Source organism: Clostridium moniliforme (assembly GCF_017873235.1).
GTDB lineage: Bacteria > Bacillota > Clostridia > Clostridiales > Clostridiaceae > Clostridium > Clostridium moniliforme.
In genome coordinates, this window is the sequence record NZ_JAGGJZ010000002.1 from 203,125 (window position 1) to 224,313 (window position 21,189).

The 21,189-nt window shown below is 27.9% G+C and carries 18 protein-coding genes; all 18 read left to right on the forward strand.

Translation table 11 applies throughout. From position 1 onward, the window contains the following. Positions 1–25: 25 nt before the first annotated feature. On the forward strand, positions 26–742 hold the full coding sequence (locus J2Z53_RS04340; RefSeq protein WP_209796015.1) for a response regulator transcription factor: 717 nt from the start codon (positions 26–28) through the stop codon (positions 740–742). Then, a complete protein-coding gene (locus tag J2Z53_RS04345; RefSeq protein ID WP_209796016.1) occupies positions 732–2,255 on the forward strand; it encodes a sensor histidine kinase in 1,524 nt (507 codons plus the stop codon). The genes J2Z53_RS04340 and J2Z53_RS04345 overlap by 11 nt, the downstream gene beginning before the upstream one ends. A gap of 113 nt (positions 2,256–2,368) precedes the next feature. After that, complete coding sequence (locus J2Z53_RS04350) at positions 2,369–3,325, forward strand: glycoside hydrolase family 25 protein (RefSeq protein ID WP_209796017.1); 957 nt, start codon at positions 2,369–2,371, stop codon at positions 3,323–3,325. Between the two features lie 161 nt (positions 3,326–3,486). Continuing rightward, complete coding sequence (locus tag J2Z53_RS04355; protein WP_209796018.1) at positions 3,487–4,896, forward strand: VanW family protein; 1,410 nt, start codon at positions 3,487–3,489, stop codon at positions 4,894–4,896. Positions 4,897–5,031: 135 nt separating this feature from the next. Then, positions 5,032–5,871 carry a Cof-type HAD-IIB family hydrolase gene (locus J2Z53_RS04360; protein ID WP_209796019.1) on the forward strand — a complete coding sequence of 280 codons (840 nt, stop codon included), beginning with the start codon at positions 5,032–5,034 and terminating at the stop codon, positions 5,869–5,871. A gap of 197 nt (positions 5,872–6,068) precedes the next feature. Beyond that, a complete protein-coding gene (locus J2Z53_RS04365) occupies positions 6,069–6,530 on the forward strand; it encodes a tRNA (cytidine(34)-2'-O)-methyltransferase (protein WP_209796020.1) in 462 nt (153 codons plus the stop codon). A gap of 18 nt (positions 6,531–6,548) precedes the next feature. Next, entirely contained in the window at positions 6,549–7,394 is an 846-nt protein-coding gene (locus tag J2Z53_RS04370) for a DegV family protein (RefSeq protein ID WP_209796021.1), read from the forward strand. 108 nt (positions 7,395–7,502) lie between these two features. Continuing rightward, on the forward strand, positions 7,503–8,573 hold the full coding sequence (locus tag J2Z53_RS04375) for a BMP family lipoprotein (RefSeq protein ID WP_209796022.1): 1,071 nt from the start codon (positions 7,503–7,505) through the stop codon (positions 8,571–8,573). A gap of 124 nt (positions 8,574–8,697) precedes the next feature. Further along, a complete protein-coding gene (gene rpoN, locus J2Z53_RS04380) occupies positions 8,698–10,077 on the forward strand; it encodes an RNA polymerase factor sigma-54 (RefSeq protein ID WP_209796365.1) in 1,380 nt (459 codons plus the stop codon). A 157-nt stretch (positions 10,078–10,234) separates the two neighbouring features. Next, the gene (locus tag J2Z53_RS04385) at positions 10,235–11,272 is read left to right on the forward strand and encodes a sugar-binding transcriptional regulator (RefSeq protein ID WP_209796023.1); all 1,038 of its coding nucleotides are present in this window, start codon (positions 10,235–10,237) and stop codon (positions 11,270–11,272) included. A 55-nt stretch (positions 11,273–11,327) separates the two neighbouring features. After that, positions 11,328–12,329 (forward strand): type I glyceraldehyde-3-phosphate dehydrogenase, encoded by a 1,002-nt coding sequence (gene gap / locus J2Z53_RS04390; protein ID WP_209796024.1) that lies wholly within the window; start codon positions 11,328–11,330, stop codon positions 12,327–12,329. A gap of 110 nt (positions 12,330–12,439) precedes the next feature. Further along, positions 12,440–13,630 (forward strand): phosphoglycerate kinase, encoded by a 1,191-nt coding sequence (locus tag J2Z53_RS04395; protein WP_209796025.1) that lies wholly within the window; start codon positions 12,440–12,442, stop codon positions 13,628–13,630. Positions 13,631–13,733: 103 nt separating this feature from the next. Continuing rightward, complete coding sequence (gene tpiA, locus J2Z53_RS04400) at positions 13,734–14,480, forward strand: triose-phosphate isomerase (protein WP_209796026.1); 747 nt, start codon at positions 13,734–13,736, stop codon at positions 14,478–14,480. A gap of 167 nt (positions 14,481–14,647) precedes the next feature. Next, complete coding sequence (gene gpmI / locus J2Z53_RS04405; protein ID WP_209796027.1) at positions 14,648–16,180, forward strand: 2,3-bisphosphoglycerate-independent phosphoglycerate mutase; 1,533 nt, start codon at positions 14,648–14,650, stop codon at positions 16,178–16,180. 207 nt (positions 16,181–16,387) lie between these two features. After that, a complete protein-coding gene (locus J2Z53_RS04410) occupies positions 16,388–16,984 on the forward strand; it encodes a serine/threonine protein kinase (protein WP_209796028.1) in 597 nt (198 codons plus the stop codon). A gap of 375 nt (positions 16,985–17,359) precedes the next feature. Then, positions 17,360–18,655: a phosphopyruvate hydratase gene (gene eno, locus J2Z53_RS04415; RefSeq protein ID WP_209796029.1), complete on the forward strand. Its 1,296-nt coding sequence runs from the start codon at positions 17,360–17,362 to the stop codon at positions 18,653–18,655. 115 nt (positions 18,656–18,770) lie between these two features. After that, on the forward strand, positions 18,771–19,001 hold the full coding sequence (gene secG, locus J2Z53_RS04420; RefSeq protein WP_209796030.1) for a preprotein translocase subunit SecG: 231 nt from the start codon (positions 18,771–18,773) through the stop codon (positions 18,999–19,001). A gap of 164 nt (positions 19,002–19,165) precedes the next feature. Then, on the forward strand, positions 19,166–21,178 hold the full coding sequence (locus J2Z53_RS04425) for a sodium-translocating pyrophosphatase (RefSeq protein ID WP_209796031.1): 2,013 nt from the start codon (positions 19,166–19,168) through the stop codon (positions 21,176–21,178). The last annotated feature ends 11 nt before the right edge of the window (positions 21,179–21,189 follow it).

A 21,189-nucleotide genomic window follows, 5' to 3' on the forward strand; every position in this document is an offset into this window, starting at 1 on the left:
AATATATATTTATAAAATAATACTTATGCATAGGAGGAGTATTAAATTGAAAAAAGAAAAGATTTTAATTGTAGATGATGAAAAAGAAATAAGAGATTTAATTGAAATATATTTAAAAGGCGAAGGATATGAAACATTAAAAGCTAAAGATGGTGAAGAAGCTTTATATTTATTAAAAGGAAATGACATTGACTTAGTTATATTAGATGTTATGATGCCAAAACTAAATGGAATAGAAACTTGTTTAAAAATAAGAGAAGAAAGTGAAATGCCAATAATAATGCTTTCAGCAAAATCAGAGGATATAGATAAAATATTAGGACTTAATATGGGTGCTGATGATTACTTAAGTAAACCATTTAATACATTGGAACTTATAGCAAGAGTTAAATCACAACTTAGAAGATATAAAAAATTTAATAATTATCATGTTAAAGAAGATAATGAATTAACAATAGATGATTTATTAATAAAACTAGATACTCATGAAGTATTTTTAGGAGAAAAATCAATTAAATTTACACCAACAGAATTTGATATATTAGTTTTACTTGCAAAAAACAGAGGAAAAGTTTTTTCAATGGTAAATATATATGAAAGTGTATGGAATCAGGAATATATGGAATCAGATAATACAGTAATGGTTCATATTAGAAAAATTAGAGAGAAGATAGAAGAAAATCCGAGAAATCCAAGATTTATTAAAACTGTTTGGGGGGTAGGATATAAAATTGAAAAATAAAAATGAGGAAAAGAAAGGATTTATAAGAAGATTAATAAATAAGTTTTCAAATTTAAAAATATTTGGGAAAGTAAAAGAGTTAATTAAATATATTGATAAGAAAATAAAAAAGAGTATTAGATTTGAACTTGTATTAGTTTTTGGAGCTTGCTTTTTAATAGCTATAATATCCTATGGCATTATGAATGATATGTTTAGAAGTGTTAAAACTAATGCACAAATAAAATATGATTATAGTATTATTGATCATAATGCTCAAAATATAGTTGATGAAATTGAAAGAGAGAAGCATGCTGGAAAAATAAAAATTAATGATAGTAAGCTTTTTGAAAATATAATTAAAAGTGATTCAAATAATTCAGATAAAGTATATATATCAGATATTGATGGAAAGGTTATTTACAGAAATTCAAATGCTTCAGAAGAAAAAATAGATATATTTAATGTACTTAAAAACATATCAAAATTTTCTAAAAATGAACATGAGGCTAATGAATATACAGTTTTATATCCTCTTAGTATAGGAAATGGGAGATACTACTTAATATATAGTGGTATTCCATCAGCAAGGATTAACTACGTAGACTATGAAGTTACCAATTCTTATTTAGCTTTAATGCTTTCGATAATAGTATTTGTTGTTTTATTTTTAATTGTAACAAATAAGAAAACTAAATATTTAGACCAAATTGCAAAGGGAATTAAATATATTGCAGATGGAGATTTAAGCCATAGGATACCAGAGGATGGAAATGATGAAATATCTAATATAGCATTAAATGTAAATAATATGGCAGATGAAATAAATAGAAGAATTAAGGCACAGGAAGTTTCAGAAAAAACTAAAGCTGATTTAATTACAAATGTTTCTCATGATTTAAGAACTCCACTTACTTCAATAATGGGATATATAGAACTTGTAAAAGATAAAAAATATGAAGATGAAAAAACTATGGATGAGTATTTAGACATTGCATATAATAAATCTGAAAAACTTAAAGTTTTAATAGAAGATTTATTTGAATATACAAAGCTTAACAATAATGGAATGAAGCTTAATAAAGCAGAAGTTAATCTTGTAGATTTTGTATCCCAAGTTTCTGAGGAGATGAAACCTTATTTTGAAAGTTCAAATATAGAACAAGTAAAAACATTAACAGACCAAAAAATAATTGTAAGTATTGATCCTGCAAAGATGGTTAGAGTTGTTGAGAACTTGTTAACTAATGCAGTTAAATATTCTTATAAACCAGGAAAAGTTATTATAGGAGTATATGCAAAGGATGGATATGCAACAATAGCAGTTAAAAATAGAGGGGAGCATATTCCACAAGTAAAACTTGATAAGTTATTTGATAGATTTTATAGGTTAGATGAATCAAGAAGTGCAGAACTTGGAGGGTCAGGGCTTGGTCTTGCAATTTCTAAGAATATAGTTAAGATGCATGGAGGAAAGATATGGGGAGAATGTTATGGTAATGATATAAGCTTTTATATAAGGCTTAAGATTTAATTTTTTTATACTCTATAAAAAATAAAAAAATTATAATAGAATTTTTTACTGTAACCTTATATGTTATAAACTAATATTCTATTAAGGAATAAGTATTTTTCCTTGGAGGAGCTATGCAAGATAAAAATGCTAGAAGTACTTTTGGTATAGACTTAAATGAATATAGTAGGGGAGTAAATTTTAGAACTTTAGCAACTAATATTGATTTTTTATATTTAAGAGCTTCTGGATCTGCAACAGGCAGATTTAGAGAAGATAGAAGGTTTGTTGAGTTTGTAAGGGAAAGTAGAAATTATGGTATTCCAGTTGGAGCATATCATTATGCTGTTCCATCCTATAATCTTTTAACAGCAGATTCTCAATGTGATGATTTTATTAATGTTTTACAAAAAGCTTTTGGAAATAAAAATTATGGAGATTTATTTCCAGTAATAGATGTAGAAACTCCATATAATCCTAAAATTGATACAGATGCGCTTTTAAATTGGGTGGACAGATTTAGAAAAAGATTTGAGAAAAAAACTAGAAGAAGGCTTATGCTTTATACTGGATTATTTTTCATTCAAATTTATAATAATTTTAAGTCAAGTAATGGAACTTATCCATTAAAAAATATGCCTTTATGGATTGCAATGTACACAAATATTCCTAATAATCCTAAAATACCACCAGATATAGGAGGATGGACTAGATGGAGAATATGGCAATATAGTGAAAATCAAGTTATATCTGGAGTAGATAATCCTGTAGATGCAAATTGGGGTCCAAATAATTTAGCTCTTTTAATGCAACCAAGACAGGTTTCAGGATTAAATGCTTGGATGGACAATGAATATATATATGTTTCGTGGAACAAAAATAGCGATTTAGATTTACTTGGATATAATATATTTGTTGATAATTATTGGGTAGGAACTGTAGATAAGGATGATACTACATTTAGAATACCACTAAGCAAGATTTATAAACCTAATAGTAGAGTTTTAGATATAACTATAGAAGCTTTTGATTATGATGGAGAAACATCCCAAATTAGAAGTAAGTATAGACTAGATGGTAGAATTAAATAATATAAAATTTTTAATAGTCTTATAATTTTAAATTATAAGGCTATTAATTTATTATTAATTTATAAAATTAACAAAATAGACTTAAAATTTACAAATTAATAATATATAATATAATTTGTTATATAGAGAATTTATAAATTGCTGTAAAAGGAGGAGATATAGTGAGAAATATTTTTGATAAATCTGATATGGATAAAAATAAACTAATCAGTAATAAAAAGAGTATATTAATTGGTATATCTGTTTTTTTTATAATTTTATTAATTAGCATAGGGGGTTATATTTCATATATTAATAAATTAGTAGAAAAGTGGGAAAATAAAATTTATCCAAATGTTATGGTACAAGGAATAAATATTGGAGGCATGAGTAAAGAAGAAGCCAAAAAAATTCTTAAAAATAAATTTAAGACAAATATTGATAAGAAAAAAATAATAGTTGTTTTGAATAATACAGATAAGGAATTTAAAGCAAATTACTTACAAATTGAACCTAAATATAATATTGATAATACTATAAACAAAGCTTTCGATTATGGAAAAGATTTAAATATTTTTAAAAAGAATTATTTAATAAATAGTAAAAATCAAGAAGAACATAATATTAAAATGGAATTTACTTATAATAATAAAAAGTTAGATGCTTTAGAAAATAATATAATGGAAAAATTTAATCTTCCTTCAAAAAATGCTACTTTAATAATATCAGATAATGGAAGTATAAACATAGAATCAGAAAAGACAGGTTATTTAATAAGTAAAGAAGAACTAGATAAACAACTTAAAGAAAAAATAAATGGAAACTTAAATGAAGAAACAAAGATTGAAATAGAAGCAAAGGAAAAAAAGCCTAAAATAACTAAAAAAGATTTAAGTAAAATAAATGGTGTTATAGGTTCATTTACTTCTTCATTTCAATCATCAGATGAAAATAGATCAAATAATATAAAAGTAGCTACTGAATTTGTAAACGGAACAGTTTTAATGCCAGGAGAAACTTTTAGTTATAGTAAAGCAAGTCAAAAAGATAAGAGTAAATATAAAGAAGGTAATGTATATATAAATAATAAGGTAGAAAAAGATATTGGTGGTGGCATATGTCAAGTATCTTCAGCACTTTATAGAGCTGTAATGAGAGCTAATATAAGACCTACTGAAAGACATAATCATTCATTAACAGTTGGGTATGAAAAACCAGGGCTTGATGCCACAGTAGCATGGGGATATTTAGATTATAAGTTTAAAAACCCATATGATTTTCCAATTTATATACAAGGAACTACACATAATAAAATTATTAGTTTTAAAGTATATGGAGATGTTAAAGGATTAGGTGGAAAAACTTATGATATGGTAAATGAAATAGTAAAAGAAATTCCAACTACAGAAGAAATAGTTAATGATCCAAGTCTTCCAAGAGGAAGAAGAGTAGTGGAAAATCAAGGACAAGTAGGATATGTAGCAAAAGGATATATAGTAACTTATAAAAATGGAAAAGTTATAAATAAAGAATTAGTTTCAACAGATACTTATGCAATGGTACCTAGAAAGGTATTAGTTGGAACTAGATAAGTTAATAATAATTTAAATAAATAAAAAATTAGTATTTTTCATAGAATATAGTTATAAAAAATTATATAATAAAGCAAGTTATAAATTTATAACTTGCTTTTTATAATAGTTAATTTAGGGGGTGTGAGCTAACATATGAATTATAAAATGGTATGTATAGATATGGATGGAACTTTACTTAGCAAAAGAAAGACTATTTCTGATGAAAGTAAAAGAGTAATAAAAGAGATTAATGATAAAGGAATTAAAGTTGTTGTAACAACTGGAAGACTTTATAATAATGCAGCATACTACTCAAAACTTATAGGTGCATCTGATTCAGTTATAGCTGGTAATGGAGCTATAATTAGAAATAAAAATAGTGATGAAATTATATTTAAAAAAGATATAGATATAAATATTTGTAAAAAATTAATTTTGATAGCACAAAAATGCGGAATTATATTACATATACATACTATTAATGAGATTCTTACAAATAGTTATTTTAGTAATATTATTGCAAGAATAGTTTTGCCAGGAATTAAAGATAGTGATTTCCCAATAAAGATAACAACAATTAAAAGTGAAGATAATTGGAATAATAAACTCAAAAATTATAAAGGAAAAATAATAAAATGTATAACCTTTTCAACTTCTGCTAAAAAGACAGAAATGTTTAGAAAAGAGTTAGATAATATAAAAGAAGTAGTATATTATTGTTCAGGAGATAGGAGTATAGAAATAAACAGTAAAGGAGTTTCGAAAGGTAATGGGGTTAAGGCTTTAGCAGACTATTACGGAATTAGTAGAGAAGAAATAATTTGCATAGGAGATAATGAAAATGATGTATCTATGATTGAATATGCAGGACTTGGAATTGCTATGGGTAATGGAATTAAAGAACTTAAAGAAAAAGCAGACTATATTACAGATACAAATAACAATGATGGAGTAAAAAAAGCTCTTGAAAAGTTTATACTCAAAGTAAGATAAATTATTAAAATAAGTATAATTTTATTTATATTAAATTTAGAAATTGTATAAAATTCTATAATATAAATTTTTGACTAAAAAGAAGTGATGTAGTATTATTTTTATTATAGCCTATTAAGCAAGACTATGAGAAACTTAAGATGAATGTTGAATTCATCTTCTTTTTTCTTTTTATTTGATTATGGAAGGTGATTTTTTTGAATTTAAATATAGTTATGTATCAACCTGAGATACCACAAAATACAGGAAATATAGCAAGAACTTGTGTATTAACAGGATCAAAGCTACACTTAATAAAGCCTTTAGGTTTTGATATAAGTTCAAAACAACTAAAAAGAGCAGGACTTGATTATTGGAGTGAATTAGATCTTGAAGTACATGAAAGCTACGAAGAATTCATGGAGAAATATGGAGATAAAAAAATATATTTAGCTACAACACATGGTGGAGAACATTATGATGAAGTTAAATTTAAAGAAGGGGATTTCATTATGTTTGGAAGGGAAACTTGTGGTGTGCCAGAAAGTGTACACAAAGCTCATGAAGGAATAAGAGTTCCTATGATTAAAACAAGTACAAGAAGCTTAAACCTTTCAAATACAGTTGCAATTATTGCATATGAAGCCTTAAGACAATTTGGATTTCCTAATATGAAGTAATTAGAAGGGAGTGAGAAAATGCAAAAAATAAAAATTATAACAGATAGTACTGTAGATTTACCAAAGGAACTTTTAAAAGAATTAAATGTAGATGTCTTACCAGTGCTTATAAATTTTGGAGAAAAGAGTTACTTAGATGGAATTGAAATAACTTTAGATGAAGTTTTTAAGAGAATAGATAGTGGGGATGTTTTTCCAACTACAGCACAGATTACTCCAAATAGATTTGTAGAAGCATTTAAAAAATATATTGATGAAGGTTATAAAGTTTTAGCAGTAATGATGTCCTCTGGAATGAGTGGAACATATCAATCAGCATGTATTGCAAAGCAAATGTTAGAGACAGATGATGTTTATGTTGTTGATTCTCAAACTATAACCTCAGGACTTGGACTTTTAGTAATAAAAGCTGCTCAGCTTATAGATAAAGGTCTTCCTATAGAAGAAATAGTTAAAGAATTAGAAGAAATTAAACCATATATAAATAGCTCTTTAAGCTTTGATTCTTTAGATAATTTAGTTAAAGGTGGTAGACTTCCAAAAGCAGTAAGTGTTGTTACTGGGATGCTTGGAATTAAACTTATTTTAGAAGTTAAAGATGGGGTTATGTCAGTAAAGGGAAAAGTTAGAGGAAGTAAAAAAGCAGCTAAAAGAATTATAAATGATATGGAAACATTAATTCCAAGAAAAGATTTACCCGTAATTATAGTAAATGTAAATAATGATGAGATAGCTATTCCACTAAAGGAATATTTAGAAAGCAATAATATTAATTATATTGAAGGTCCAGTAGGCTGCTCAGTAGGTATACATTCAGGAGATAAAGCAGTTGGATTATTTTTTGTAAGTGAAAAGTTACAATAAGGAATTATAAATTTTAAAAGAACATCAATTTTGATGTTCTTTTATTTTTGCATTAAAAAATATAAATTGGAAAAAATAAAACCATATAAATTTATTGAGGTGGCTTATATGAAAAAAATAGTTAATAATAAAGAAATTTCATTTTTTTTGGTTTTATTATTTTGTATATATTTATTTACGTTTATTGAAGGATGTAGTCCAGGTTTTAAAGATTTTACAAACAAAAAAATAAATGTGGGAGTTTTGTCACAAAATTTTAAAGATAAATCCTTTGGTCAGTTAGCAAAAAGAGGAGCTGAGGAAGCAAAGGAGAAGATAGGCATTGTTCCTAAATATATGGAAGTAAAAGATGATAAAAAAAATACAGACAATATAACAAAAGCCCTTAGAAAGCTTGCAGAAACATCAAAAATTACAATTGCAATGGGAAGAGAGATGAAAGAATCTATTGAAAAAGTATCAAGGGAGAGAAGAGATAAAAATTTTGCAATCTTTGATACTGAAGTAAATGAAGCAAATGTTAAGTCTATTACATTTCATCATGAAGAAGGGTCATTTTTAATGGGAGTTATTGCAGGAAATGAAACAAAAACTAATAAAGTGGGATTTGTTGGAGGAATAAATGATAAAATAGGTTTAGAATTTTATAATGGATATTGTTCAGGAGTAAAAACTGTAAATGAAAAAGCGTCAGAATCAATAATAGAGGGCACTTATGTGAGATTTACTCAAAGTTTTTTAGATGAAAATAAAGCTTATGAAAAGGCAATTGAACTTTATGATGAAGGTTGTGACATAATATTTCAAACCTGTGGAAAAGCTGGAATGGGTGTTTTTAAAGCTGCTAAAGAGAGAGGAAAATTCGTAATTGGAGTAGATACTGATCAAAGAGTAGAAATACCACAATATAAAGATCAAATAATTTCATCTATGATTAAGAAAGTTGATAAAGCTGTATTAGACACTTGTAAAGAAGTTAAAGAAGGTAGTTTTAAAAGTGGTATTGAAAATATGGAAGTATTGGGAGTGAAAGATAATATTATAGATTATGCTCCATCAACAGAAGAAACTGTCTCTAAAAAAACTATGGAAGACTTAAAAAAATATAAAGAAAAAATAGCAATTAAAGCTATAAAAGTACCAACAAAAGAATTTGAAGTTATAGAATTTAAAGGATAATAATAAAAAAATAGGAATATTTATAGAAAGCCTTTACATATTTATTAGTAGAGGCTTGTATGATATAATATATTATAAATTTATAAAGGTATAAATTAAGAAATGAGTGGGAATGAGTGATATTATGAAAATGGAGTATTCTATAAATTTAACTCAAGAGCAAAAACTAGTAATGACCCAAGAAATGCAAATGTCTATAAAAATGCTTCAAATGTCTGTAAATGATTTAAGACAATATATAGATAAAGAATACGAAGAAAATCCTATATTAGATATTAAAGACAATAATCAAGAAAAGTCATCAATTATTGAAGAAAAAGTAATGGATAAATATGATTATAAAGAAATGATAAAATATTTTGAATTTGATAATTATGGAGCTCAAAGCTATGGTTCATATGATGAAGAAGAAGTGTCTCCCTTTAATTTTATTTCAGAAAAAAAATCATTAAAGGAATATTTACATGAGCAATTATTAGAATTTTCAATAGACAAATACACAAAGGAAATAGGGGATTATATTATAGAAAACTTAGATCATAGAGGTTATTTAGAATGTGATTTAAAAGATATTTGTGAGGAGTTAAACATTACTCTTGAAAAGGGAGAAGAAGTTTTAAAAATTGTACAAGATCTTGAACCATACGGAATTGGTGCAAGAGATATAAAAGAATGTTTATTAATACAGCTAGAAAAGTTAGCTTTGGATGATGAGATTATGGTTGAAATAGTAAATAATCATTTAGAAGATATAGCTGATAATAAATATGTACAATTAGGTAAATCATTAAATATATCACCAAGAGAAGCTCAACGTTATGGAGATGTAATAAAAAAATTAGAGCCTAAACCTTCAAGAGGATTTTATACTGGTGAAGAAGTAAAGTTTATAATACCTGACGCTACAATTAGAGAGATTGATAATGAGTTTATAATAATTATGAACGATAGTGTAATTCCAAGATTATCAATAAACAAAACATATAAAGAAGTTATAGGTAAAGATTATAACTCTAAAGATTCTGAGTATGTTAAAGAAAAACTTAATAAAGCAATATTTTTGATTAAAAGTATAGAACAAAGAAGAAATACTTTATATAGAGTTTTGGAAAAGATAATTGAAAAACAAAAACAGTATTTGAAAAATGGAAATAATTATTTAAAACCAATGACTTTAAAAGAAATAGCAAATGAATTAGAAGTACATGAGTCTACAGTAAGTAGAGCTATTAAAGACAAATATATTTTACTTGATAGGGGAACAATAAAAATAAAAAGTTTATTTACTACTTCAATATCTTCAGATAATGAAGATTTAGGAGTTATAAAAATTAAAAATAGAATAAAGGAACTTTTTGATTCAGAAAACAAGAAAAAGCCATATTCTGACCAATTTATATCAGATAAATTGAAAGAAGAAAACATGAATATATCAAGAAGAACTGTGGCAAAATATAGAGAGGAACTTGGAATTAAGTCCTCAAGCAAAAGAAAAAGGTTATAATTAAATTTTTTTAATAATAATTTATTATATGTAATATTATAGAAAATAAAAAAAATTAAAATTTATACTTTAAAAATTAACCAATATAACTTATAATATAATTGTGGGACGGATACAAAGAGAGTGGGACGATTTGTGACCAAAGGAGTGGTGAAAGTTGCAGGAAATATTAAGTTTGCAAAAGAAAATAGTTCCTGAGCTTGTAGAGATACTCGAAAAAAGGTACATTATTTTAAGAACTATATTTTTAAATCAACCTATAGGAAGAAGAGTTTTAGCAAATGAACTTTCTTTAAGTGAGAGAGTAGTTAGAACAGAAGTAAGTTTTCTTAAAGGTCAAGGATTAATAGAAATAAATACATCTGGTATGAATGTAACTAAGAGTGGAGAAGAAATAGTTGATAAGTTAAGTATGTTTATCCATGAACTTAGAGGGTTATCAGATATAGAAAATGGAATAAAAAAATTACTTTCTTTAAAGAAAGTAATAATAGTTCCAGGAGATGTAGATAGTAATCCATCAGTACTTAAAGATATAGGAAAGGCAGCTTCTAATTATTTAAAAAAAGTAATTAAAAGCAATTCAATTATTGCATTAACTGGAGGAAGTTCAGTTAAAGAAGTTGTAGAATCTTTTGGACCAATTAGAAATGTCTCTAATGTATTAGTAGTTCCAGCGAGAGGTGGACTTGGAAGAACAGTAGAAATACAAGCAAACACTTTAGTTGCTTCTCTTGCAAAAAAAGTTAATGGAACTTATAAAATGCTTCATGTTCCTGAAAGTGCTAGCTTAGAACTTTTAAATTCTTTAAAACATGAAGAATCTATAAAAGAAGTTATTAAAAGCATACATAACGCAGATATATTTATATATGGTGTTGGAAATGCTTTTGTAATGGCTAAAAAAAGAGAGCTTTCAGATGAAAGAATTTCTAAGTTGGCAGAGCTTAATGCTATAGGAGAAGCATTTGGATGTTATTTCGATAAGGATTCAAATGTAGTTTTAAATACAACTACAGTTGAATTAACTGTTGATGAAGCCAGAAAAATAAAAACACATATTGTTGTAGCTGGTGGAAAAAATAAAGTAGAAGCAATTATAGCTACTCAGCGAAATAACAAAAATGGTGTATTAATCACCGATGAAGCTGCTGGTAGAGAAATATTTAAAATATTAAGCAGTCAAAATAATTAAATTGTTTATAAAAATTTTTATTTTATAAAAGCTATTTTTAGGAGGTATTTACAATATGGTAAATGTAGCAATTAACGGTTTTGGAAGAATAGGTAGATTAGCATTAAGACTAATGATTAACAACCCTGAATTTAATGTTGTAGCAATCAACGACTTAACAGATGCTAAAATGTTAGCTCACTTATTCAAATATGATTCAGCACAAGGAAGATTCGATGGAGAAATCGAAGTTAAAGAAGGAGCTTTCGTAGTAAACGGAAAAGAAATTAAAGTTACTGCAAATGCTAACCCAGCTGAATTACCATGGGGAGAATTAAATGTAGACATCGTTTTAGAATGTACTGGATTCTTTGCTTCAAAAGAAAAGGCTTCAGCTCACTTACAAGCAGGTGCTAAGAAAGTTGTTATTTCAGCTCCAGCTGGAAACGACCTTCCAACAGTTGTATTCAACGTAAACAACGAAATCTTAAAGGCAGAAGATACAGTTATATCAGGTGCTTCATGTACAACTAACTGTTTAGCTCCAATGGCTAAAGTATTAAATGACTCATTCGGATTAAAAGAAGGATTCATGACTACAATCCATGCTTACACAAATGACCAAAATACTTTAGATGCTCCACACAGAAAAGGAGATTTAAGAAGAGCTAGAGCTGCTGCAGGATCAATAATCCCTAACTCAACAGGAGCTGCTAAAGCAATCGGATTAGTTATTCCAGAATTAGCTGGTAAATTAGACGGAAATGCTCAAAGAGTTCCAGTAATTACAGGTTCATTAACTGAATTAGTATGTGTACTTGACAAGAAAGTTACAGTTGAAGAAGTAAACGCTGCAATGAAAGCTGCTGCTAACGAATCATTCGGATACACTGAAGATCCAATAGTATCATCAGATGTTATCGGAATCAGCTTCGGATCATTATTCGATGCAACTCAAACAAAGATAATGGAAGTTAACGGAGAACAATTAGTTAAAGTTGCTTCATGGTACGACAATGAAATGTCATACACTAACCAATTAATCAGAACTTTAGGATACTTCGCTAACTTAAAGTAATCTATTAATTAGATAGTAAATAAAAAGTTTTATAAGTCTGGTTTTGTAGTATAAGGCTATAAGGCCAGACTATTTTAAAATATAAATATAATTTTTTAGAGGTGAAAAGAATGAACTTCAATAAAAAGACTATAGAAGATATAAATGTTAACGGCAAAAAAGTTTTAGTAAGATGTGACTTTAACGTTCCATTAAAAGATGGTGTTATAACTGATGAAAATAGATTAAATGGAGCACTTCCAACTATTAAATATTTAGTAGACAATGGTGCGAAAGTAATACTTTGCTCACATATGGGTAAACCAAAGGGAGAACCAAAGCCAGAATTATCTTTAGCACCAGTTGCTAAGAGATTAAGTGAAATGCTTGGAAAAGAAGTAGTTTTTGCAGCAGACAATAATGTTGTTGGAGAAAATGCTAAAAAAGCAGTAGCAGAAATGAAAGATGGAGATATCGTATTATTAGAAAATACTAGATATAGAAAAGAAGAAACTAAAAATGGAGAAGAATTCTCAAAAGAATTAGCTTCACTTGCTGAAATATTTGTAAATGATGCTTTTGGTTCAGCTCATAGAGCTCACTGCTCAACAGTTGGAGTTACTGAATTTATTGATACTGCAGTATGTGGATATTTAATTCAAAAAGAATTAAAGTTCTTAGGAAATGCAGTTGAAACTCCAGAAAGACCATTTGTAGCAATTTTAGGAGGAGCTAAAGTTTCTGATAAAATAGCTGTTATAAATAACCTTTTAGATAAAGTTGATACTTTAATAATTGGTGGAGGAATGGCTTATACATTCTTAAAAGCACAAGGATATGAAATTGGAACTTCATTAGTTGAAGAAGATAGACTTGACTATGCAAAAGAAATGATAGAAAAAGCTAAAGCTAAGGGTGTTAATTTCTTATTACCAGTAGATCATAGAGTAGCTACAGAGTTTAAAGATGTTGAAGCAACTGTAACTGAAGATCAAAATATTCCAGCTGGAAGTATGGGATTAGATATCGGACCAAAAACTGAAAAATTATATGCAGATGCAATCAAAGACGCTAAAACAGTTGTTTGGAATGGACCAATGGGAGTATTCGAATTTGAAAACTTCAATAAAGGTACTATTGCAGTAGCTAAGGCTATGGCTGATTCAAATGCAACTACTATAATTGGTGGAGGAGATTCAGCTGCTGCTGTAAATATATTAGGATTCGGAGATAAGATGACTCATATCTCAACAGGTGGTGGAGCATCACTTGAATTCTTAGAAGGTAAAGTATTACCAGGAATAGATGCTTTAAACAACTAAGTTTCGAATTATTAAATATACTACAAGTAAATATTAGCCACGCTTATTTTAAAGGGTGGCTATAGATTTTATTTTATGAGAAAAAAATTAGAGGTGATTTTAAATGAGAAAAGCAATAATCGCAGGAAACTGGAAAATGAATAAAACTGTTGAAGAAGCAGTAAACTTTATAAATGAATTTAAACCATTAGTTAAAGATGCTACATGTGATGTAGTTCTTTGTCCAACATTTGTATGTTTAGATGCTGCTGTTAAAGCTGCTAAGGGATCAAATGTTAAAATAGCTGCACAAAATATGCACTTTGAAGAAAGCGGAGCATTTACAGGAGAAGTTTCACCAGCAATGCTTGAAGCTATGGGAATTGATTATGTAATAATTGGACATAGTGAAAGAAGAGAATACTTTAATGAAACAGATGAAACTTGCAACAAAAAAGTTAAGGCTGCATTTAAACATAACATAACTCCAATTCTTTGCTGTGGAGAAACTTTAGAACAAAGAGAATCAGGAAAGTTTGTAGAAGTTTTAGAAGGACAAATTAAAGCTGATTTAGAAGGATTAGATAAAGAATTAGCAGAAAAAGTTGTTATAGCTTATGAACCAATCTGGGCTATTGGAACAGGAAAAACTGCTACATCAGAACAAGCAAATGAAACAATAGCTGCTATAAGAAATGTTGTAGCTGAAATGTTTGGAAAAGAAGTTGCAGATAAAGTTAGAATACAATACGGTGGATCAGTTAAGCCAGCTACTATAAAAGAACAAATGGCTCAATCAGACATCGATGGAGCATTAGTTGGTGGAGCTAGTTTAGTACCTTCAGATTTTGCTGCAATAGTTAATTACTAAAATATAGTATTAGTCTATAAGCAATAGTCATGATTGGATAATAAAAATTCTTTCATACTATTGCTTTTATTGTTTAACGTATTTTGTTATAGTATAATATAAAATAAAAAAAGCAAATAATAATTAAAGAAATAAATTAAAATGTAAATAAATTCGGAGGTAGAATTATGGCAAAAAAACCAGTAATGCTAATGATATTAGATGGTTTTGGAATAGCAGAACCTTCAAAAGGAAATGCTGTTTCATTAGCTAAAAAACCAAATTTTGATAAATTAATAAAGGAATATCCTAATTCAATGTTACAAGCTTCAGGAATGGCTGTAGGTCTTCCAGAAGGACAAATGGGTAACTCAGAAGTTGGTCATTTAAATATTGGAGCAGGAAGAATTGTATACCAAGAACTTACAAGAATAACTAAGGCAATAGAAGATGGAGAATTCTTTAATAACGAAGAAATCTTAAAAGCTATGAAAAATGCTAAAGAAAATAATTCAGCATTACACTTAATGGGATTATTATCAGATGGTGGAGTTCATTCACATATAAATCATTTAAAAGGACTTTTAGAATTTGCAAAAAAAGAAGGAATTTCAAAGGTTTATGTTCATGCATTTATGGATGGTAGAGATGTTGCACCTTCATCAGGAAAAGCATTTATAGAACAATTAGAAGCTATGATGAAAGAAGTTGGCGTAGGTAAAATTGCCACTGTAAGTGGTAGATACTATGCAATGGATAGAGATAATAGATGGGAAAGAGTTGAACTTGCATATAATTCAATAGTTAGAGGAACTGGAAATACATCAAATAGTGCAGTAGAAGCTATGGAAGAATCATATAAAAATGATAAGACAGATGAATTCGTAGTTCCAACAGTAATATTAGAAAATGATGAACCAACTGGAACAGTTAAGAGTGGGGATTCAGTAGTATTCTTTAATTTTAGACCAGATAGAGCAAGAGAACTTACAAGAGCTTTAACTCAAAAAGATTTTGATGGATTTAAGGCTGAAGATTTAGACTTAGTATTTGTAACAATGACTCAATATGATAAAACATTTAATGGAGTTAATGTAGCATTTAAAGCTCAAACATTAGAAAATACTTTAGGTGAATTTGTTGCAAATAAGGGATTAAATCAATTAAGAATTGCTGAAACTGAAAAATATGCTCACGTAACATTCTTCTTTAATGGTGGAGTAGAAAAACCAAATGAAAATGAAGATAGAGCATTAATTGCATCTCCTAAGGTTGCAACTTATGATTTAAAACCAGAAATGAGTGCTTACGAAGTAACAGAAGAGTTACTAAAGAGATTAGATAGTGAAAAATATGATATGATAATATTAAACTTTGCTAATCCAGATATGGTAGGACACACTGGGGTAATACCAGCAGCTGTTAAAGCAATTGAAGCAGTAGATGAATGTTTAGGAAAAATTGTAGATAAAGTATTAGAAAAAGATGGTTCAGTATTTATAACAGCTGACCATGGAAATGCTGAAACTATGATAGACCCTGAAACAAAAACTCCATTTACAGCTCATACAACTGATCCAGTTCCATTTGTATGGGTATCAAATCATTCAAAAGGAAAAGAATTAAAAGATGGTAAGCTATCAGATATAGCACCAACAATGCTTAAAGAAATGGGACTTGAAGCACCAAAAGAAATGACAGGTAGCGTTTTAACAAAATAATTCAAACATTTATTATAAGGAACTTTCGTAATTTACGAAGGTTCCTTTTTTATATAAGAACATTTTCTTTAAAATATAGATTAATATATATACGATTTTAATAGTTTTTTTAATTTAATATTTATAATAAGTCTCATAAGTGTTATCACAATAAAGAAGAAATTTAATACTATATATAGTGAGAAGAATAATATATGAGATGATAATATGAAATCCAATTATGCTTATTCTGCCTGTTTTGATAGAAAAACTGAGAAATTATTTAAGAAAGCTAAGTATCTAGGACAAGGTAATAATGGAATAGTGTATGAACTTCCAAATAATAAGGTTATAAAAATATTTTTAAAAGAGAAGGTTTGTAAATCAGAAGGTAATATTTTAAAGAAAACTAGAAAGTCTAAATATTTTCCAAGGATATATACCCATGGAGATTTATATATAGTAAGAGAAAAAGTATGTGGGATACAATTAGATAAATACATAAAGAAAAATGGATTGAGTAAAGAAATGTCAATGAAAATATATAGGCTCCTTAAAGAATTTAAAAAATTGGGATTTGTAAAATTAGATACAAGATGTAAGGACATTTATGTAACAGATAAATTTGAACTTATGATGATAGATCCAAAAGGTTTTTATACTAGAAAAGTTGACTTTCCAAGACATTTAATGAAAAAATTAAATTCACTTAATGTTTTAAATTTATTTTTAAGTCATATTGAAAGTGAAAATCCTAAATTAGCAAGGGAATGGGAAAGAAAGGCTAAAAGATATTTTGAAAAAAATAATATTGAGTATAATTAATATTTGAATTTTAAAACTATTTCAAAAATTTTTAAAAAATATTTTATAAGTACAAAAATTATCTGATATTTGGATTATTTTTAACTTTATCTTTAATATTTTTACAATTAATTATTTTGAAATAGTTTTTTATTTGGAATATGATTAACATATAAGATAATATGTAGTCAAGAACAATATTATTAATGAAGAAAAATTTTATAATAGTAGTGAAAATTTGTGTGCATTAAAAGTGAAATCAAATATCAATTGATTGCAAATATCAACAAAATGAATTATAATATAGATAAATAAAAAGAAATGAAATATTTAATAAAATAAATAAATATTGTAAATAATATTTAATGTATTTTATTGTTAAGGAGGATATTAAAAATGAAACAATATGCAGAAATAGTAGATGTTTTAGCAAGAGAGATTTTAGATTCAAGATCATTCCCAACAGTAGAGGTTGAGGTTTATTTAGAGGATGGAACAGTAGGAAGAGCAGCAGTACCTTCTGGTGCATCAACAGGTATGTTTGAAGCTGTAGAACTTCGTGATGGAGATAAAGAAAGATTTAATGGAAAGGGAGTTTTAAATGCAGTAAAAAATGTTAATGAAATTATTGCAGATGAACTTGTTGGATTAAATGCTTTAGATCAAACATTTATAGATAAAACATTAATAGAATTAGATGGAACTAAAAATAAAGGAAAATTAGGAGCAAATGCAATACTTGGAGTATCTTTAGCTGTTGCAAGAGCTGCTGCAAATTATTTAGGTTTACCTTTATATCAATATGTTGGTGGAGTAAATGCAAAGGTATTACCAGTACCAATGATGAATATTATAAATGGTGGAGAACATGCTGATAACTCAGTTGACCTTCAAGAATTTATGATTATGCCAGTTGGAGCTGATACTTTTAGAGAAGCATTAAGAATGTGTTCAGAAGTATATCATGCTCTTAAGAAGTTATTAAACGAAAAGGGATATTCAACAGGTGTTGGTGATGAAGGTGGATTTGCACCAGATTTAAAATCAAATGAAGAAGCTATTGAAGTTATAATTGAAGCAATTAAGAAAGCTGGATTTGAGCCAGGAAAAGATATGTTTATTGCTTTAGATCCTGCTTCATCAGAATTCTTTGAAGATGGTAAATATGTATTAAAACATGAAGGAAAAACATTATCACCAAGTGAAATGGTTGAATTCTATGAAAACTTAGTAAATAAATATCCAATAATATCAATTGAAGATGGTATGGCAGAAGAAGACTATGAAGGATGGAAGATAATGACTGAAAAGTTAGGAAACAAAATCCAATTAGTTGGTGATGATTTATTTGTAACAAATACTGAAAGATTAGAAAATGGAATTAAAATGGGAATTGCAAATTCAATTCTTATTAAACTTAACCAAATAGGTACATTAACAGAAACTTTAAATGCTATTGAAATGGCAAACAGAGCAGGATATACAGCAGTAATTTCACATAGATCAGGTGAAACAGAAGATACAACAATTTCTGATTTAGTTGTTGCTGTAAATGCAGGACAAATAAAGACTGGTGCTCCAGGAAGATCAGAAAGAGTTGCTAAGTATAATCAATTATTAAGAATTGCAGAAGAATTAGACGATGTAGCAGAATACAGAGGAATGAAAGCATTCTTTAATATTAAAAAATAATATTTATAGTGATTATATAATTTTTGGAAATTAGTGTGGAAATAAACTATCCTTTATGATATACTAATTGAGTTAAATAGTATAAATAAGCGTTTAAATATTAGGAGGTGTTCCCATGCAAACAGCTTTATTAGTACTTGAAGTATTACTTGGCATAATTATAGTAGTTTCAATACTTATGCAACCAAGCAAATCAGATGCTTTAAGTGGATTGATTCAAGGTAGCAATAATGATACATTTTTCTCAAGAAATAAATCAAGAACAAGAGAAGTTATGTTAGAGAGAGTAACAGTAATAGGAATGTTATTATTTGCTATCAATACAATTGTTTTAAATTTAATATAAATAGTGTGGGAATCACAAGTTAAATTTTAAAAGCCAGTTTTTTAAAAACTGGCTTTATTTTTTTAGAATACATCTTAAATTAAAAAATAATTCTAATGTTAAAGATAATCTCATAATTATATAATGTAATATTTTTTACAAAAATAATTGTGAGAGGTGTAATTATGGAATTATTAATATTACCTTTAGTTTGTGGAATTATTTCATTAATAGTTTTAGTTTTCCTTGCTAAAGGGATTTTAAAAAAAGATTCAGGAAATGAAAAAATGCAAGAAATTTCAAAATATATAGAAGAAGGTGCAATGGCTTTTATAAAAAAAGAGTATAAATATCTTTCTATATTTGTAGCATTTATTTTTATTTTAATAGGAATATTTTTAAGTAATAAAACATCAATAGCCTTTTTAGTTGGAGCCATATTTTCAATGATTGCAGGTTTTGTTGGAATGAAAATAGCTGTTAAAGCAAATGTAAGAACAGCAAGAGCGGCTCAACATGGAATAAAAGATGCATTAGGTGTTGCTTTTTCAGGTGGGGCTGTTATGGGGCTTTCTGTTGTAGGACTTGGAGTTATTGGTTTAACTATATTTTCTTTTATATTTGATTTAAATGCAGAATATATAACAGGATTTGGACTTGGTGCTTCATCTATAGCTCTTTTTGCAAGAGTTGGAGGTGGAATTTATACAAAGGCAGCTGATGTTGGTGCAGATTTAGTTGGAAAAGTTGAAGCTGGTATTCCAGAAGATGATCCAAGAAATCCTGCTGTAATTGCAGACAATGTTGGAGATAATGTTGGAGATGTTTGTGGTATGGGGGCAGATTTATTTGAATCTTATGTAGGTTCAATAATTTCTGCAATAACTCTTGGAGGATTTGTTTCATTAAATATTGGGAAGTCAGCACAAATATATCCACTTATAATTGCAGCTATTGGAATAGTAGCATCTCTTATTGGAATAATTTCTGTTAAAATGTATAATGGAGAAAATCCACAAAAAGCTTTAAATATAGGAAGTCTATTATCAGGAGTTATTGCACTTTTATTAAGTGGAGTATTTTGTGTATATTTATTTAAAGATTTAAAATTATTTATTCCTGTTGTAGTTGGAGTTTTTGTTGGACTTTTAATAGGGAAAATTACAGAAGTATATACATCTTCAGATTATAAATCAGTAAGACTTATAGCAAAGGAATGTGAAACTGGAGCGGCAACAAATATAATAGAGGGTCTTGCTGTTGGTATGAAATCAATAGTTATTCCAATAATTTTAATTATAGTTGGAATATTAATTGCATTTTTTAAATCTGGAGGAGGTGTTGATCCTCTTATAGGATTGTATGGAATTTCTCTTTCAGCAGTTGGAATGTTAGCTACAACAGCTATTACAGTTGCTGTTGATGCATATGGTCCAATTGCAGATAATGCAGGTGGAATAGCTGAAATGAGTGGATTAGACGAAGAGGTTAGAGAAGTTACCGATAAGTTAGATTCTGTTGGAAATACTACAGCAGCTATAGGAAAAGGATTTGCTATAGGGTCAGCTGCCCTTACATCATTAGCTTTATTTGCATCCTATACTCAAGCAGTAAATCTTAAATCAATAAATTTATTAAATCCATTAACATTAGTTGGAGTTTTAATAGGAGGAATGCTTCCATTTTTATTTGGTGCTCTTACAATGGAATCGGTTGGTAGGGCTTCTGGTGAAATGGTTGAGGAAGTTAGAAGGCAATTTAAAGAAAAACCTGGAATATTAAAGGGGAAGGATAAACCAAATTATTCAACTTGTATTGAAATATCAGCTAGAGCAGCTTTAAAAGAAATGATAATGCCTGGAATAATAGCAGTTTTATCTCCAATAATTGTAGGGTTACTTTTTGGAAAAGAGGCACTTGCAGGACTTATTGCAGGAGGAGTTGTAACTGGAGTTATGATGGCAATACTTATGTCAAATGCAGGTGGTGCATGGGATAATGCTAAAAAATATATTGAAGGTGGAGCTCATGGTGGAAAAGGAAGTGAAGCTCATAAAGCAGGAGTAGTTGGAGATACAGTTGGAGATCCTTTTAAAGATACATCAGGACCAGCTATGAATATATTAATTAAACTTATGACAATAGTGTCAGTAGTTTTTGCACCTATTATAATAAAATTTGGAGGTATTTTATTTTAAATAGATTTATA

Excerpts from the sequence above, each read along its gene's own strand:
- J2Z53_RS04340 (WP_209796015.1), top strand. The coding sequence starts at position 26 with ATGCATAGGAGGAGTATTAAATTGAAAAAAGAAAAGATTTTAATTGTA.
- J2Z53_RS04350 (WP_209796017.1), top strand. The coding sequence starts at position 2,369 with ATGCAAGATAAAAATGCTAGAAGTACTTTTGGTATAGACTTAAATGAA.
- J2Z53_RS04360 (WP_209796019.1), top strand. The coding sequence starts at position 5,032 with ATGAATTATAAAATGGTATGTATAGATATGGATGGAACTTTACTTAGC.
- J2Z53_RS04370 (WP_209796021.1), top strand. The coding sequence starts at position 6,549 with ATGCAAAAAATAAAAATTATAACAGATAGTACTGTAGATTTACCAAAG.
- J2Z53_RS04375 (WP_209796022.1), top strand. The coding sequence starts at position 7,503 with ATGAAAAAAATAGTTAATAATAAAGAAATTTCATTTTTTTTGGTTTTA.
- rpoN (WP_209796365.1), top strand. The coding sequence starts at position 8,698 with ATGAAAATGGAGTATTCTATAAATTTAACTCAAGAGCAAAAACTAGTA.
- gap (WP_209796024.1), top strand. The coding sequence starts at position 11,328 with ATGGTAAATGTAGCAATTAACGGTTTTGGAAGAATAGGTAGATTAGCA.
- J2Z53_RS04395 (WP_209796025.1), top strand. The coding sequence starts at position 12,440 with ATGAACTTCAATAAAAAGACTATAGAAGATATAAATGTTAACGGCAAA.
- tpiA (WP_209796026.1), top strand. The coding sequence starts at position 13,734 with ATGAGAAAAGCAATAATCGCAGGAAACTGGAAAATGAATAAAACTGTT.
- gpmI (WP_209796027.1), top strand. The coding sequence starts at position 14,648 with ATGGCAAAAAAACCAGTAATGCTAATGATATTAGATGGTTTTGGAATA.
- J2Z53_RS04410 (WP_209796028.1), top strand. The coding sequence starts at position 16,388 with ATGAAATCCAATTATGCTTATTCTGCCTGTTTTGATAGAAAAACTGAG.
- eno (WP_209796029.1), top strand. The coding sequence starts at position 17,360 with ATGAAACAATATGCAGAAATAGTAGATGTTTTAGCAAGAGAGATTTTA.
- secG (WP_209796030.1), top strand. The coding sequence starts at position 18,771 with ATGCAAACAGCTTTATTAGTACTTGAAGTATTACTTGGCATAATTATA.
- J2Z53_RS04425 (WP_209796031.1), top strand. The coding sequence starts at position 19,166 with ATGGAATTATTAATATTACCTTTAGTTTGTGGAATTATTTCATTAATA.